The organism is Almyronema sp., assembly GCF_052168255.1.
Taxonomy (GTDB): domain Bacteria; phylum Cyanobacteriota; class Cyanobacteriia; order Phormidesmidales; family Phormidesmidaceae; genus Sphaerothrix; species Sphaerothrix epifaneia.
The window spans coordinates 21,442-34,658 of record NZ_JBQLZL010000011.1; the positions used below are offsets into that span (position 1 = coordinate 21,442).

The 13,217-nt window shown below is 49.9% G+C and carries 11 protein-coding genes; 3 read left to right on the plus strand and 8 right to left on the minus strand.

Annotated features, from left to right (window positions below):
- Window positions 1-63: 63 nt before the first annotated feature.
- Together ACTS3T_RS01890 and ACTS3T_RS01895 are read right to left on the minus strand one after the other, a co-directional pair.
- The gene (locus ACTS3T_RS01890) at window positions 64-957 is read right to left on the minus strand and encodes a metal ABC transporter permease (protein WP_462934665.1); all 894 of its coding nucleotides are present in this window, start codon (window positions 955-957) and stop codon (window positions 64-66) included.
- 2 nt (window positions 958-959) lie between these two features.
- Entirely contained in the window at window positions 960-1,700 is a 741-nt protein-coding gene (locus tag ACTS3T_RS01895; RefSeq protein WP_462934710.1) for a metal ABC transporter ATP-binding protein, read from the minus strand.
- A 420-nt stretch (window positions 1,701-2,120) separates the two neighbouring features.
- On the opposite strand from ACTS3T_RS01895, the gene ACTS3T_RS01900 reads away from it, so the two are divergent.
- Window positions 2,121-3,077 (plus strand): metal ABC transporter solute-binding protein, Zn/Mn family, encoded by a 957-nt coding sequence (locus ACTS3T_RS01900; RefSeq protein WP_462934666.1) that lies wholly within the window; start codon window positions 2,121-2,123, stop codon window positions 3,075-3,077.
- Here the strand turns inward: ACTS3T_RS01900 and glgA are convergent.
- Both glgA and ACTS3T_RS01910 read right to left on the minus strand, forming a co-directional pair.
- The gene (gene glgA / locus ACTS3T_RS01905) at window positions 3,074-4,543 is read right to left on the minus strand and encodes a glycogen synthase GlgA (protein WP_462934667.1); all 1,470 of its coding nucleotides are present in this window, start codon (window positions 4,541-4,543) and stop codon (window positions 3,074-3,076) included. The genes ACTS3T_RS01900 and glgA overlap by 4 nt on opposite strands.
- Window positions 4,544-4,821: 278 nt before the next feature.
- Window positions 4,822-5,988, minus strand: coding sequence for a pyridoxal phosphate-dependent aminotransferase (locus tag ACTS3T_RS01910; protein WP_462934668.1), 1,167 nt, complete (start codon window positions 5,986-5,988; stop codon window positions 4,822-4,824).
- Between the two features lie 607 nt (window positions 5,989-6,595).
- On the opposite strand from ACTS3T_RS01910, the gene ACTS3T_RS01915 reads away from it, so the two are divergent.
- On the plus strand, window positions 6,596-7,003 hold the full coding sequence (locus tag ACTS3T_RS01915; RefSeq protein WP_462934669.1) for a DUF4253 domain-containing protein: 408 nt from the start codon (window positions 6,596-6,598) through the stop codon (window positions 7,001-7,003).
- Between the two features lie 238 nt (window positions 7,004-7,241).
- Here the strand turns inward: ACTS3T_RS01915 and ACTS3T_RS01920 are convergent, their stop codons facing one another.
- Window positions 7,242-7,898 (minus strand): TVP38/TMEM64 family protein, encoded by a 657-nt coding sequence (locus ACTS3T_RS01920; protein ID WP_462934670.1) that lies wholly within the window; start codon window positions 7,896-7,898, stop codon window positions 7,242-7,244.
- Window positions 7,899-8,128: 230 nt separating this feature from the next.
- Here ACTS3T_RS01920 and ACTS3T_RS01925 point away from each other — a divergent pair, with 230 nt between their 5' ends.
- Complete coding sequence (locus ACTS3T_RS01925) at window positions 8,129-9,460, plus strand: hypothetical protein (RefSeq protein ID WP_462934671.1); 1,332 nt, start codon at window positions 8,129-8,131, stop codon at window positions 9,458-9,460.
- Window positions 9,461-9,623: 163 nt separating this feature from the next.
- On the opposite strand, the gene ACTS3T_RS01930 is transcribed toward ACTS3T_RS01925, so the two are convergent.
- From ACTS3T_RS01930 to ACTS3T_RS01940, 3 genes are all read right to left on the minus strand, one after another.
- A complete protein-coding gene (locus ACTS3T_RS01930; RefSeq protein WP_462934672.1) occupies window positions 9,624-9,890 on the minus strand; it encodes a DUF3493 domain-containing protein in 267 nt (88 codons plus the stop codon).
- 76 nt (window positions 9,891-9,966) lie between these two features.
- Window positions 9,967-10,917: a patatin-like phospholipase family protein gene (locus ACTS3T_RS01935; RefSeq protein ID WP_462934673.1), complete on the minus strand. Its 951-nt coding sequence runs from the start codon at window positions 10,915-10,917 to the stop codon at window positions 9,967-9,969.
- Between the two features lie 103 nt (window positions 10,918-11,020).
- Entirely contained in the window at window positions 11,021-13,093 is a 2,073-nt protein-coding gene (locus tag ACTS3T_RS01940; RefSeq protein WP_462934674.1) for a putative bifunctional diguanylate cyclase/phosphodiesterase, read from the minus strand.
- Window positions 13,094-13,217: the final 124 nt, after the last annotated feature.

A 13,217-nucleotide genomic window follows, 5' to 3' on the forward strand; every position in this document is an offset into this window, starting at 1 on the left:
TGGCGAAAGGCAGACAACTAAAGCCAAGATGAAAGACTTGCTGTCAGTAGCTGGTAGCCCTTCTTAGCGAAACAGTGATTTGATGTCTCGCCAGAGCGGAAGCTGTACTGAGTGGCTTTGGGGTTGGGTCAGCAGCCCGTAGCTAGGGCTAAATAGCAGCGCCAGGAAAAAAATGCCAGAAGCTACCATCACAATAGCGGGCCCAGAAGGCAGGTTGATGTAGTAGCTCAAGTACAAACCACTAACGCTAGAAATCACCCCAATAGCAGAGCCTAGCCACATCACTTGGTGCAACCGGGGCACCAGCAAATAGGCAGCGGCGCTGGGTGTAATCAGCAGCGACAGCACCAGAACCACCCCCACCGACTTGAGGCTGGCTACAATTGTCAGGGCAATCAGCACCATCAGTCCTGAGTTCAGCAGGCTTACTGGCAGCCCTGCCGCCTGCGCTCCGAGGCGATCGAAGCTATAAAACAGCAGCTCTTTATAAAAAAGGAAGACACAGAGCAGCACCAGAGCCGCAATCAAAGCCGTGTCGCGCACGTCTGCTAGCGTTACCCCCAAAATGTTGCCAAACAAGAAGTGATTGAGGTCAATCTTGTTGTCTTTTTGGATCAGGGTGATCAAAATGATGCCAAAGGCAAAAAAGGCCGAAAATACAATGCCCATAGCGGCGTCTTCTTTGACGGGCGATCGCGTGTGAATTAACGAAATAACCACAGTGCTAATGACCCCAGCGATAAAGGCACCGATGTAGATATTGGTGCCCAACATAAAGGCGATCGCCAAACCCGGTAGCAGCGAATGGCTAATGGCATCGCCCAATAGCGCTAGTCGCTGCACCATCAAGTAGCTGCCCACTACGGCGCAAATGACGCCCACCAGCACGGCAATTACCAGCGATCGCTGCATGAAGGCATATTGAAGCGGTTCGGTGAGGGAGGTAAGCCAGTCCATGCTTAAGCGGCGCTCGAAAAGAACTGCACCTGACCCCCATAGGCTCTGACCATATTGTCAGCAGTAAAGACTTGCTGACGCGGGCCAAAAGCAACCATTTCGCGGTTGAGCAGTAAGATCTGGTGGAAATGGGTGATCGATTCGCCCAAGTCGTGATTGACAACTAGAACAATTTTGCCTTCGTCAGCCAGTTCACCAAAAATCCGAAACAGAACCGTTTCCGTTTTTTGATCGACCCCCACAAACGGCTCATCAAAGAAAAACAAGTCGGCCTGCTGAGCCAAAGCACGAGCCAAAAACACCCGCTGCTGCTGACCACCAGAGAGGGCACCAATCCGGCGATCGCGAAACTCGCTCATACCTACCCGCTCTAGGGCTGCAGCCGCAATCCGGCGACTAGGAGCCGAAAAGCGATTAAACCAACCCGCTTGCTTTACCCGCCCCATCAGCACCACATCCCATACGGTTGCCGGAAACGTCCAGTCAATCTGCGATCGCTGGGGGACATAAGCGGTTTGGGCTAGCTGGTCTACCAGCAGGCGATCGCCGTAGTGCACCCGTCCGGTGGTCAGCGGAATCAGACCCAGCATGGCTTTAACCAGCGTACTTTTGCCAGCGCCATTGGGGCCAAAAATGCCAACAAGCTGCCCTGGTTGTAGGGTAAAGCTGATGTTGCGTAACGCCTGTAAACTGCGGTAGTTGACGCTGAGATGTTCAACAGCGATCGCGCCGTTGTCTGCCATTGGAGTACCTCCGGGATACTTACAAAAGGTGGCGGTGGGGTGAGCAGTGCCTTTCACAGGATGCGCTATCAGACTTTGTGGTACATCAAGCTTTAGAGGTAGGGAGCCAAACCGCAGTCTCAGCCGCTCTATAGATTTTGCCGTAGCCCAGGTTAGGGAAAAAATCATGGCTGCCTGTTTTACCAGTGCTTAGACAAGCCTTAGCCCGACCTGACTTTCCCCTAGCGCTATCTACCGCTAAAGGCAGCAGGCTAAAGCAAAGGGCAGAATCAAAGACTTTTAGCAAAAAGCTTGCAGCAATTTGAGGGTTTTGACCCTGGTGGCTAGCGCTGTATTTCAAAGCTAGGACATTTATGAAAGGATTATGAAAAGTATTGTACGCTAAAAAAATGAAAGAATTATGAAATTAGGTAACCGTTCATGCAAGTAGGCACTCATCAGGCGATCGCATGGCTAGCGGTCGGCGGGTTGGGCTTGGGGATAAGCCTGAGCGGCTGCCAACCGCAAACTCAAGAAACGACTGCCGATAATCGCCCTGATGTCGTTTCCACCAGCACTATGATTGCGGACTGGGCAGCCCGTATTGGTGGCGAAGAGATTGATTTAGTCGGCATTCTCGAACCGGGTGCAGATCCGCATATTTATGAGCCTGTGCCTGCCGACAGCATTGCCTTTGAAGAAGCTGAGCTAATTTTGTATAACGGCTACAATTTAGAGCCAAATCTGATCAAAATCATGAATGCAGCCGGGGTTCAGGCCAAAAAAGTAGCCGTTGGTGAAGTGGTTGCCCCGCTAGATTTTGCCTACGAAGGACGGACTGTTCCGGATCCACACGTTTGGGGTAGTGCAGCCAACGTGGTGCAGATGGTGGCGCTAATTCGCGACGAACTTATCGCGCTTTCCCCCGAAGACGCAGCGACTTTTACCGAGAATGCTGCCGCTTTAACTGACGAATTGCAGCAGCTTGATCAATGGATTAGGGCGCAAATTCAAACGATTCCAGCTAGCCAGCGGCAGCTTGTTACCACCCATGATGCCTTTCAGTACTATACCGATGCTTATGGGTTAGCCGTAGCCGGAACCCTCATTGGCATAAGCACCGAAGAACAACCCAGTGCCCGCACTGTGCAGCAGCTAGCAGCGTCTATTCAGCAGCTAGGGGTACCCGCCATTTTTGCTGAAACTACCATCAACCCGCAACTAATCACGACCGTTGCGGCAGAAGCGGGCGTCAATTTAGCGCCAACCGAGCTATATTCTGACTCAATTGGCGCACCGGGCAGCGAAGGCGACACTTACATCAAGATGATGGTGTCTAATACGCGGGCGATCGTGGAGAATCTAGGAGGAACTTACCGTCCATTTCCGACTCCCTAAGCGCGAATGTGGTCGTAAACCCCCACATATTGCTCACCGGGATTGTGCCAGGAGTAGTCATACTTCATGCCCTGCAGAGCCAACTGCCGGAAGAGTTCTGGATTTTTATAGTAAAGATCGAGGCAGCGACCCAAGCCAGATTCCAAAGCGGTGTAATCAGACTCAAAGAAAACAAAGCCGTTCCGTTCTTCTGGCAGGTGCAGTTCGTCATAGTCCCAATCAAAGACGGTGTTAATCAGACCGCCCACACCCCGCACCACTGGTACGGTACCGTACTGCAAACCAATCATCTGAGTCAGACCGCAGGGTTCGTAGTTGCTGGGCACCACAATAATGTCAGCGGCGGCGTAAATCAGGTGAGCCAATTCTTCGTTGAAGCCAAGTTCTAGGTGGCAGTTAGGATTTTCGTTGAGGAAGGTTTTTTCATGCCAGAACCAATCGTTGATGCCCGGTTCGGTCGCAGAACCCAGTAAAACAAATTGAGCATTGCGGTGGAGCGAGTAGTACAGAGCATGATGCACCAGATGAACGCCTTTTTGCTGATCAAGCCGACCGATAAAGGCAATTAAGGGCTTATTGGCCTCTTGCATCATCAGCCGTTCGCGTAGGGCTTTTTTGTTGAGGATTTTGTCTTCGAAGTTGTCAGCATCGTAGTGGAAAGGAATGTAGCGATCGCTATCAGGGTTCCAAACTTCGTAGTCAATGCCGTTGAGAATGCCACCAAACTTGTAATGATGAGCATCAAGCGTAGGCTGCAAACCACAACCAATGGGGCTAAAGCGAGCCTCCCAAGCATGGTGTGGCGAAACTGTGTTGACGTGGTTAGCGTAAACGATGCCTCCTTTCATCATGTTGATAGCATCGTGGTTGTTGTCGCGCAGTTTATCGGGACGGTAATAGTAGTCGTCGCGATTAAGCCCCGTACCTCGCAGCACTTCTGGCCCACAGACCCCCTGGTGCTTGAAGTTGTGAATGGTGTAGCAGACTCGCTGGTCAGCCATGCCATGCCAGCCATACATTTCATAAAGCATCACGGGCACCAGCCCCGTTTGCCAGTCATGGCAATGAATAACATCCGGTCGCTTATTCGATCGCAGCAAAAACTCCAGGGCGGCCTTGCTAAAAAAGGCAAAGCGCATCGGGTCGTCAGGTGCGCCGTAGTAGACCCCTCGGTCAAAAAAGTTATCGCTCGAATGGGGTTGAATAAAAAAGCACAGCCGCCCATGCACCCAGCCACAAAAAACGGAGCAATGAACAGCGCCGCCATACCAGGGTACAAACAAGTCGCGGTAGGCATCATGCAGACCCCAGATGTGGTCGTAGCGCATGTTGTCATACATCGGCAGAACTAGCTCGACGCAGTGGCCTCGATTTTCTAATTCACGACTGAGGCCATAAACCACATCTCCTAAGCCACCCGCTTTAATTACCGGGGCGCACTCGGAGGCAATCTGCACAATGTACATGGCTTCTCCCTGCTTAATATAACTTCACTTATTATGTCTACATTCAAATAGAGGACAGGACATCTGACAAGAGCATGGTCTTAGGAGTTGGGTTTGAAAAACTTATCAGACAGCCTCTACCCATGCCACAAATTTAAGGATAGTCGAGGCGGCTGGGTGAGTTGCGCCCAGCGTTATCGGTCTTGCCAGTTGGTTGGCGAATGGCGATCGCGGATAGAAGCACAAACAGTATCGCAGTTAACCAGCCAAGCGTCAGGCTGTCAAAGTTTCTGGCTGATTTACAGGTTGGCTTTGATGTAGGCTTCCATCCGTTCCATGCCGTGCTTAATCGTGTCTAGATCAGTGGCATAAGAAATCCGAATGCAGTCGTCAGCCCCAAAGGCCACACCCGGAACGGTGGCTACGTGTTTTTCTTCTAAAAGGCCGTTGCAAAAGTCGAGCGAGGTCATGCCCAACTGGCTAATATCGACAAATACATAAAAAGCGCCTTGAGGCGTCGGGCAGGTGAGTCCCGGCATTGCTCGAATCGCTTCGACAATATAAGCTCGGCGCTGGGCAAAGGCTTGTCGCATTTCGGCAACGCAGTCTTGGGAGCCTTTTAAGGCCGCGATCGCACCATACTGAGCAAACGTACACACGTTAGAGGTGCTGTGACTCTGCAAAGTGCTACAGGCTTTAATCAGCTCGGTTGGGCCAGCTAGATAGCCCAACCGCCAACCCGTCATCGAATAAGCTTTGGCAAAGCCGTTGCTGATAATGGCATGCTGAAAAGCTTCAGGGCTAGCGGCACCAATGCTGAGGTGGGTCGCACCGTCGTAGAGAATTTTTTCGTAAATTTCGTCAGAGACCACCCAAATATCCGCTTCTACTACCACTGCGGCCAAGGCTCGAATTTCGTCAGGGGTGTAAACCATGCCTGTGGGATTAGAGGGGGAGTTCATCACAAACAGGCGCGTTTTCGGTGTGATGGCGTTGCGGAGTTGCTCAGGGGTGATCTTAAAACCACTGGCTAGGTCAGTTGGCACAATCACTGGCGTGCCGCCTGCCAGTTTGACCATCTCTGGGTAGCTAACCCAATAGGGTGCCGGGATAATGACCTCATCGCCTTCCTCGATCATCACTGTGATCAGGTTGTAGAGTGAGTGCTTGCCGCCATTGGTGACAATGATGTTTTCGGCAGCGTAGCAAAGGTCATTGTCGCTTTGTAGTTTTTGGGCGATCGCCTGTCGCAGCGCGGGTTCTCCGGCAGCAGGGCCGTAGCGGGTTTTGCCGTCGTCTAGAGCTTGCTTAGCAGCGGTGCAAATGTGGGCGGGGGTGGGGAAGTCGGGTTCTCCGGCACTAAAGCTGCAGACATCCAAGCCTTCTGCTTTCATAGCTTTGGCTTTAGCAGAAATAGCTAGCGTCATCGACGGTGAGACTTGGGTGATTCGAGCAGACAGTTTCATAGGCTTCCCCAGCGATTGAATCGGCTGATATTAACTTACGATTCTGACTAGCTTAAGACCTTTTAATGTCAGGCGTTGCCAGATTTTTAACTTTTGACAGGATTGATCAACCGAACGCCCGCGTCAGGATTTCCATCCTGACGCGGCGGCGACTGCTTGAAGAGGTGAACGGATTAAAGGGGTAATACCGATTCTTCAAAAGAAAGGTACAGATGAAAATGACGAAACGTATGTAGAGCCAAGACTGGTCAATTCAAAATCGAAAATCCAAAATCGAGAATTGATATAACTTGGGAGCGAGGGCGATTTGCTGGATGGTGCAGCCAGACTTTAGATCTACGCTAACAATCAGGTAGATTTGAACCGAGCCAAAACCGGGTCGCTCTTTTTAGGACGGAACCCGCAACGTAAATAGGTTTTATTAACCGACCTGTTTAGCCACCCGCAGCAAAGGATGCTATAGCTTTATCACCGAAGCTAAGACACCGAAATGGCTGTAAGCCGCTGACAGAAAAGCTTTCATTCTACCTTTTGCCTTGAGCTATATCTGTCTGGTTTTGCTAGATAAGCAAGGGCTGCAATTGAGGCGTTGTTAAATAAAAGACTTATGGATCTTAATCAAGCTATTGATCAAATTCGTCAGATTGGCACGAACGGTATTAACTGTGATGTTGATACCAACGACATTGTAGAGCGTCTGCTTGATTGGTCAAAGCGCTTTCGATTTGAAGTTTTAGAAGTTGATCAGGCAACTGTTCACTTGAAACTTTACTCGTTGCCAGAAAACCTGGCTGATTTTTGTCAGGAAGTTTATGAGTTTTGCCCCGATGTGATCGATCAAGGGTATGGCTGTCTGGCTGAGATGATTGAAATGTCTCAGGAAATGGGAGATGAAATAGATCCGGCTAATCTAGAGCTAGTAGATGGACTTGATCCAGAAGCAGAAGATTTTGGCTTAAAGGTGATGGCAAAAGACTTGCCTCGCACCATGGCGCTCATGCTTTGGTGGGATTAGAAAATAGGCTGCAAGCGATCTGACCTAAGTCCTCTGGTGAGGGGTAATAGTAAGGGGGTTACAGCAGCGCGATCGCTTACCTAAGAGAGCGTTTGAAAAGTGATCTGCTGTAGCCTTAGACACCTGTTGATCTCCCTGCCCCCTCAAAAAAGGATGTAAAAGTCTCTTTAAGGGGGATTTAGGGGGATCTCCACTTTTGCTATAGAAAATAAGACTGTTCAAACATCCTCCAAAAAACTCACTTCTCGGCGTCATTAGACAGGGCTTTTTGGGCAAGGCGGGTGGTATAAATAGCCGCCGCGATCGCCGCCAGCAATCCGCCTATCTGCAAGACCAGCACACCGGGTTTTGTATCTCGCCCCAGTAAGCTCATGCCAAAGTAGCCGATATAGACATAGAAGCTCAAGACGGGCAGCATCCCCACCCACGTACACAGCAAATATTGCCAGAACTTAACTTGGGTCAGGCTAAAGCCGTAATTCAGCACGTTAGACGGAATCATAGGAGCCAAACGGCTCAGAAGCAAAATTTTCCAGCCTTTTTTAGCAACGGCTTGATCTAAGCGATCAAACTGCGAGTTTTGCCCTATCCAGGCTTTTACCTGGCGACGAATTAAAGTACGTCCCAAAACAAAACAGGCGATCGCGCCGATGGTATCAGCCACCGAAGCCGACAACACGCCATTGAGCAAGCCAAAGACAGTCCCCGCTACCAGCACAAAAATCACATTGGGTAGACCACAGACTGTGGCGACGACATAAATAGCGACAAAAGCTGGAAATGCCAACGGCCCCAGTGATTTAAGCCATTGATCAATAGCGACTGCCCATTCTTTCGTTGGTAGCAAGAGGCTCAGTAACACAACAACAGCTATGCCTAAGACAATCAGAGCCATGAAGCTTTTATTTCGTAGCCAGGTTGCCCGCATAGAGCCTCAAAGAGTATGACGCGGAGGATTGACTCAGGATAGCTCAACTCAGCGTCATCCCTGTCTGTCAGCAGAAAGATTCGTACCCAAAAACAGCCAGAGCGCGATCGCACCTCGGCCTGCGGTTCTCCACACTGCTACCGCCGGAATTCCCTCTCTATACTGGTATTTAAGAACGTTTCCATTGGAGAGATCGCATGGCGCTCAACCCAGCGGTTATGAAAGCCGTCGAGCAGCTTCGCTATCGGGTTACGGTAGGAGATGTCGCCACTCAGGCGGGTCTCAATATTCAAGTCGCCCAGTCTGATCTGCTAGCGCTGGCCTCTGAAACCCAGGCTCATTTGCAGGTATCCGAAACAGGGGAAGTTGCCTATGAGTTTCCGCGCAACTTTCGCAGCATCTTACAGAGCAAATATTGGCGCTTGCGCTTACAGCAAACCTGGCAGCGGGTTTGGAACGTCTTGTTCTACCTGATTCGCATCTCTTTTGGGATTTTGCTGCTAGTTTCGATCGCACTCATTTTTATTACCATTGCGATTTTGTTGATTGCCATGAACTCTTCTCGTTCAGAGGGCGATCGCGATGGGGGCTTTGGCGACAGTCGGGGCGGTGGCTTTATTTTTGTCCCTCGTCTCTGGTTTGGGCCAGATTTGTTTTGGTTTTTTAATTACGACTATGGCAACCGTCGCTATCCGCGCCAAAAACCCCAGCGTGGCAGCAACAGCGAACTCAACTTTTTTGAGGCTATTTTTTCGTTTTTGTTTGGCGACGGCGACCCCAACGCCGATTTAGAAGATCGACGCTGGCAAACCGTGGGCAACGTCATTCGCAATGCCGAGGGAGTGGTCATTGCCGAGCAAATCGCTCCCTATTTAGACGAATTAGGCCAAGGCTGGTCGCAAGAATACGAAGACTACATGCTGCCTGTTTTGAGCCGTTTTAATGGCTTGCCAGAGGTCACGGCAGAAGGTGGCCTGGTCTACCGTTTTCCCGATCTCCAGGTGACTGCCAGCGATCGCCGTCAAGCTTCGGTTTCGGCCTATCTCAAAGAGTTTCCTCGTCGTTTTAGTCTGGCTAGTTCAGGGCAGATTATGCTGGCGGTAGGGTTAGGGGCGGCCAATATTATTGGGGCTTTAGTTTTAGGAGGGCTGCTGCAAGACCAGGCACTGGTGGCAGAGTTAGGCGGGTTAGTAGCCTTTGTCAACTCTATCTACTGGCTGCTGTTAGCTTATGGCACCGCCTTTTTGGGCATTCCCCTGGTGCGCTATTTTTGGGTGCAGTGGCGCAACGGCAAAATTGAGTCGCGAAATCAGTCGCGCCAACAACGGGCGATCGCTTTTAACCAGGCAGGTACCGACGTACAAAAGAAATTAGCCTACGCCAAACAGTTTGCCCGCCGCGAAATTGTCAGCAAAGAAGACCTGGCCTACACCACCGAGCAAGACTTAATTGAGCAAGAAGCCACTCAGCGCGACAAGCTAGACGCTCAATGGCAAAAACGCCTAGAAGAGCGTAACAACAATTCGTAGGCAGTCGTGTATTGGCTCAAGCAGCGGCCAATAATCACAGCAGGTTTGCAGAGCAGCTTTTCTAGGTGGCTTAGGTGGGCGATCGCGCTAAAGGCGGAGAGTGGCGGTGCCTCAGCGCAACGCCCGGTGAATTGACGCTGGCGACTTCTCCTTAAATCAACGACTACTTGCTCTCTAGTCGCCACAGCCACACCATCAAAGCCACCACCCCAAGCTGCAACGCCAGGTTGGGCAACGCTGTAGCCACTTCCCGCCCCGCCAGCGTTTGGGCTAAAAAGACAAAAGCCCCAATCAAACCAGACGCGCCAAAAGTGCCATAGACAAATTTGCGCAAGCCTTTATAAGGGGCTTTGGCTTCAGCTTTAAGCCGCTCATACTTTTCTCGACTCATACCTTTGGGTAGCGGATTGGGGGATTCAGGATTGGGCATAGGTTTATGAACTTGACAGCATGCTCAGATCCTACCGAGACAGGGTTCCTGTCGGAAAGACCCGATGTAAGGCGATTTACTCAGTCGTAGCTAATGCTTGCAGGTCAGGCAACACGGCTTTTGCGGCCTCATAGCCTCTTTGCATAATGGGTTGGGCTTGATGAAAGTCAAAAATACCGAATTCCATCAGCTTTGGCTCGATCAGCAAATGTGGCTGATCGGTTTGCAAATTAATTCGGGTGACCTGCTGTTCTAGCATGTTCATGCAGTTGCCGATCACATCAAAAATGTTTAAGCCAGTGGTGGGGTCGGGAATCCAATCGTCTACTTCGTCTTGTAAAGCGCTTTTTAGCGTCTCATAGCGATCGGCTAGACTTTGGACAAAACCGCTAGCAGGCACTGCGAGGTGTCCGCCGTTAGACGAGTCTGGGTGGGGCGAGGGCGTCTCAGTCGCGGAGTCGGGTCTCGATGGAGCTTCAGAGTCACTGTTGAGGTTGACCGCCACAATTGCGTCGGCTCCCATCGCCCTGACAACGCTCACAGGTACCGGATTCACAACACCCCCATCCACCAGGTAAGCATTTTCATAGCGAAAGGGGGCAAAAATACCCGGAATAGAAATACTGGCTCGTACCGCATCCACCATAGAGCCAGATTGAAAAATCATTTCTTGCTTTGATAGAAAATTAGTGGCAACGCAGCGAAAAGGAATAGCCGCCTCTTCAATCTGGTAGTCAGACAGATATTGGCGGATAAACTGCTGCACCTGGTCGCCGTTGATCAAACCCAAGTTGGGAAAAGAAATGTCAATCAAAGACACGAGCGTTTCTAGGCTGGCTTCATCGGCAAAGCTTTCTAGCTGAGCCAACGCCCCAACCACATAAACAGCCCCCACCAACGCCCCAATACTGTTACCTGCTAGATAGTCAACTTTAATATCGGCTTCTTCCATGGCTCGCAGCACACCGACATGCGCCCATCCTCTAGCACCGCCGCCACCCAGTGCTAAGCCTAATGCCTTAGTCAACTCACTTTTCCCTAATCTTTTACCGATACTGTTAGCTTAACGAAAGCTCGGTTTAAAGATGGGCAAGCTGGGCTTGGCCTTCTACAGCAACAGGTGCAGTCTTTTAGCTGAGCGTTGGGCAGGCTTTGCCCCGGTACCAGGTCTGCTCAATGACGGCAGGAGGATGGGGTTTGCCAAAGTAGTATCCTTGGGCATATTTAACGCCAAAACTTTTGAGCATGTGAGCTTGCTCAGCGGTTTCTACTCCTTCAGCGACCACTTCTAAATCTAGGCCATGAGCCAGCGAGGTGACGAGCTGACAAATTTTGGGCATGGCTTCGGCACCCGAAACAAAACTGCGATCGATTTTAATCGAGTCAAATACATTCCATTGCAGACAGCACAGCGTATTGCGACCTGTACCAAAATCGTCTAAGGATAAGTTGCCGCCAATTTTTTTGATTTGATGCGCGGCGGCTCGCACTTCACTAATAGCAATATCAGAAATTGAGGTTTCCGTAATTTCAAAAAAAATACAGCTAGTACCGATCGCTTTTTGGTTTAGCGTTTCTTCGATCGCGCTTAAAAAGGTAGAGTGGCTGAGGTCATCTACACATAAATTGATGCCCATTTTAATAGGGCAATTTGGGGAACTCCATTGAATGGCTTGATCATAAGCTCTACGCAAAACATACTGAGAAATAAGATGAATTAGCCCAGATCTTTCAGCGATGGGAATAAAAAAATCTGGATAAATTAATCCGTGTTCTGGGTGTTGCCAGCGCAGTAACGTTTCAAATCCAATAATAGGAAAATCTTCGGCTTGTAAGTCAACAATGGGCTGATAATAGAGAACAAGGTGTTGCTGCTCAATCGCCGTTCTTAAGTCTTCTTCCCAGTGATCACGCTCCTGCATTTTGAGCAAAATAGATTCGTCGAACCGAGCGATCGCAGGCATCATCGGCTCTTGCCGCCGCAGTTGTTTCGCTTCATACATGGCGGCATCTGCACGACGAATAGCCTGTTCTAGAGGGATTGGCTCAGGCGGAAGACGGTAAACGCCGATAGAGGCACTCAGCAAATATTCCCGCATCTCTAGCTGAATGGGCTGCTCAATCTTAGCAACAATCTGCTCTGCTGTGTCGTAAGCAAGGTTGACCTGTTCGCCACAGCGATCGCTAATTAAAATGACAAATTCATCTCCGCCCCAACGAATAACGCGATCGCAGGGACGAACAGCAGATTGTAAGCGCTGAGCAATTTCAATTAAGACTAAATCGCCTATTTTGTGACCAACTCTATCGTTGATATTTTTAAATTTGTCTAAATCGACAAACAAAACCGCATTGATGTTTTCGAGGTCAGCCGCTTCTAAAATACTGCGGTTAGAAATACGCGTGAGTGTGTCTGTGGTGGCTTGCTGGCGAAGTTGGGCTTCTGCTTGCTTGTAATTAGTAACTTCGGTAAAAGAGACGAGAAAGCCATCCGCTAGCTTAGAGGAATGAATGCGAAACCAGCGATTTTGGTACTCTTTACCTTCGTATTCAAACTCTAGTTCGGCTGATTTTCCGGTTTCTGTCACCTGGCAATACAGGTCAAACACACCATTTTCTAAGTGGTAAGGCGCAATGTCTAAGAGGCGCTTACCAATGAGATCGCTTTGACCCGCCATTTCAGCAGCAGCTTGATTTACCAAGACATATTGAAAGTCGGCAATCTTACCGTTGGCATCGCGAATGGCTGAAAAAGCCATCACCCCATCTAAGTTAGTTTCCAGAATAGTTTGCAGGGTTTGCCGCTGGGTTTCGGCTGTCTTTAGTTCAGTAATGACTTGCTCTACCCTGGCTTGAGACAGTTGAACCGCCCAAACTGCCGACCAAGAGGCGATCGCGATCGCCATTTTGAGCGCCCCTTCGCTCCAATAGTTAGAATGCCAAACATTCCAAGCTGAAAAAGTGTGACCGAGTCCGCAAAACAGAATAAACCCGTAGGTGATTAGGCGCTGCTGACCCAGCCAGGTCTGCGGATATTTACGCAGAAAAAACGTCAACTGGAAAGTAATAGCAAGATAAGAAAAAGCGATCGCTAGATCGGTACTGACATGAAGTGAAGTCAGCCAGGGATCCCAAAGATAGCAGGATCCATGCGGCATCAAGGCAAACAGCATATCCAACGGCAGGCAAGCATTGAATGACACTCTAAGGTTCCCTATAGATAAAGCCTTCAGGTAAAAAAAAGAAAAAAATCAGCAGATTTGCGTACGCAAATCTGCATAATCCGGATTTTGGGGGTACGAATAATTAACGACCGTTGCTTTTTAC

Coding starts and splice junctions, on each gene's coding strand:
- ACTS3T_RS01890 (WP_462934665.1), bottom strand. CDS start 957: ATGGACTGGCTTACCTCCCTCACCGAACCGCTTCAATATGCCTTCATG.
- ACTS3T_RS01895 (WP_462934710.1), bottom strand. CDS start 1,700: ATGGCAGACAACGGCGCGATCGCTGTTGAACATCTCAGCGTCAACTAC.
- ACTS3T_RS01900 (WP_462934666.1), top strand. CDS start 2,121: ATGCAAGTAGGCACTCATCAGGCGATCGCATGGCTAGCGGTCGGCGGG.
- glgA (WP_462934667.1), bottom strand. CDS start 4,543: ATGTACATTGTGCAGATTGCCTCCGAGTGCGCCCCGGTAATTAAAGCG.
- ACTS3T_RS01910 (WP_462934668.1), bottom strand. CDS start 5,988: ATGAAACTGTCTGCTCGAATCACCCAAGTCTCACCGTCGATGACGCTA.
- ACTS3T_RS01915 (WP_462934669.1), top strand. CDS start 6,596: ATGGATCTTAATCAAGCTATTGATCAAATTCGTCAGATTGGCACGAAC.
- ACTS3T_RS01920 (WP_462934670.1), bottom strand. CDS start 7,898: ATGGCTCTGATTGTCTTAGGCATAGCTGTTGTTGTGTTACTGAGCCTC.
- ACTS3T_RS01925 (WP_462934671.1), top strand. CDS start 8,129: ATGGCGCTCAACCCAGCGGTTATGAAAGCCGTCGAGCAGCTTCGCTAT.
- ACTS3T_RS01930 (WP_462934672.1), bottom strand. CDS start 9,890: ATGCCCAATCCTGAATCCCCCAATCCGCTACCCAAAGGTATGAGTCGA.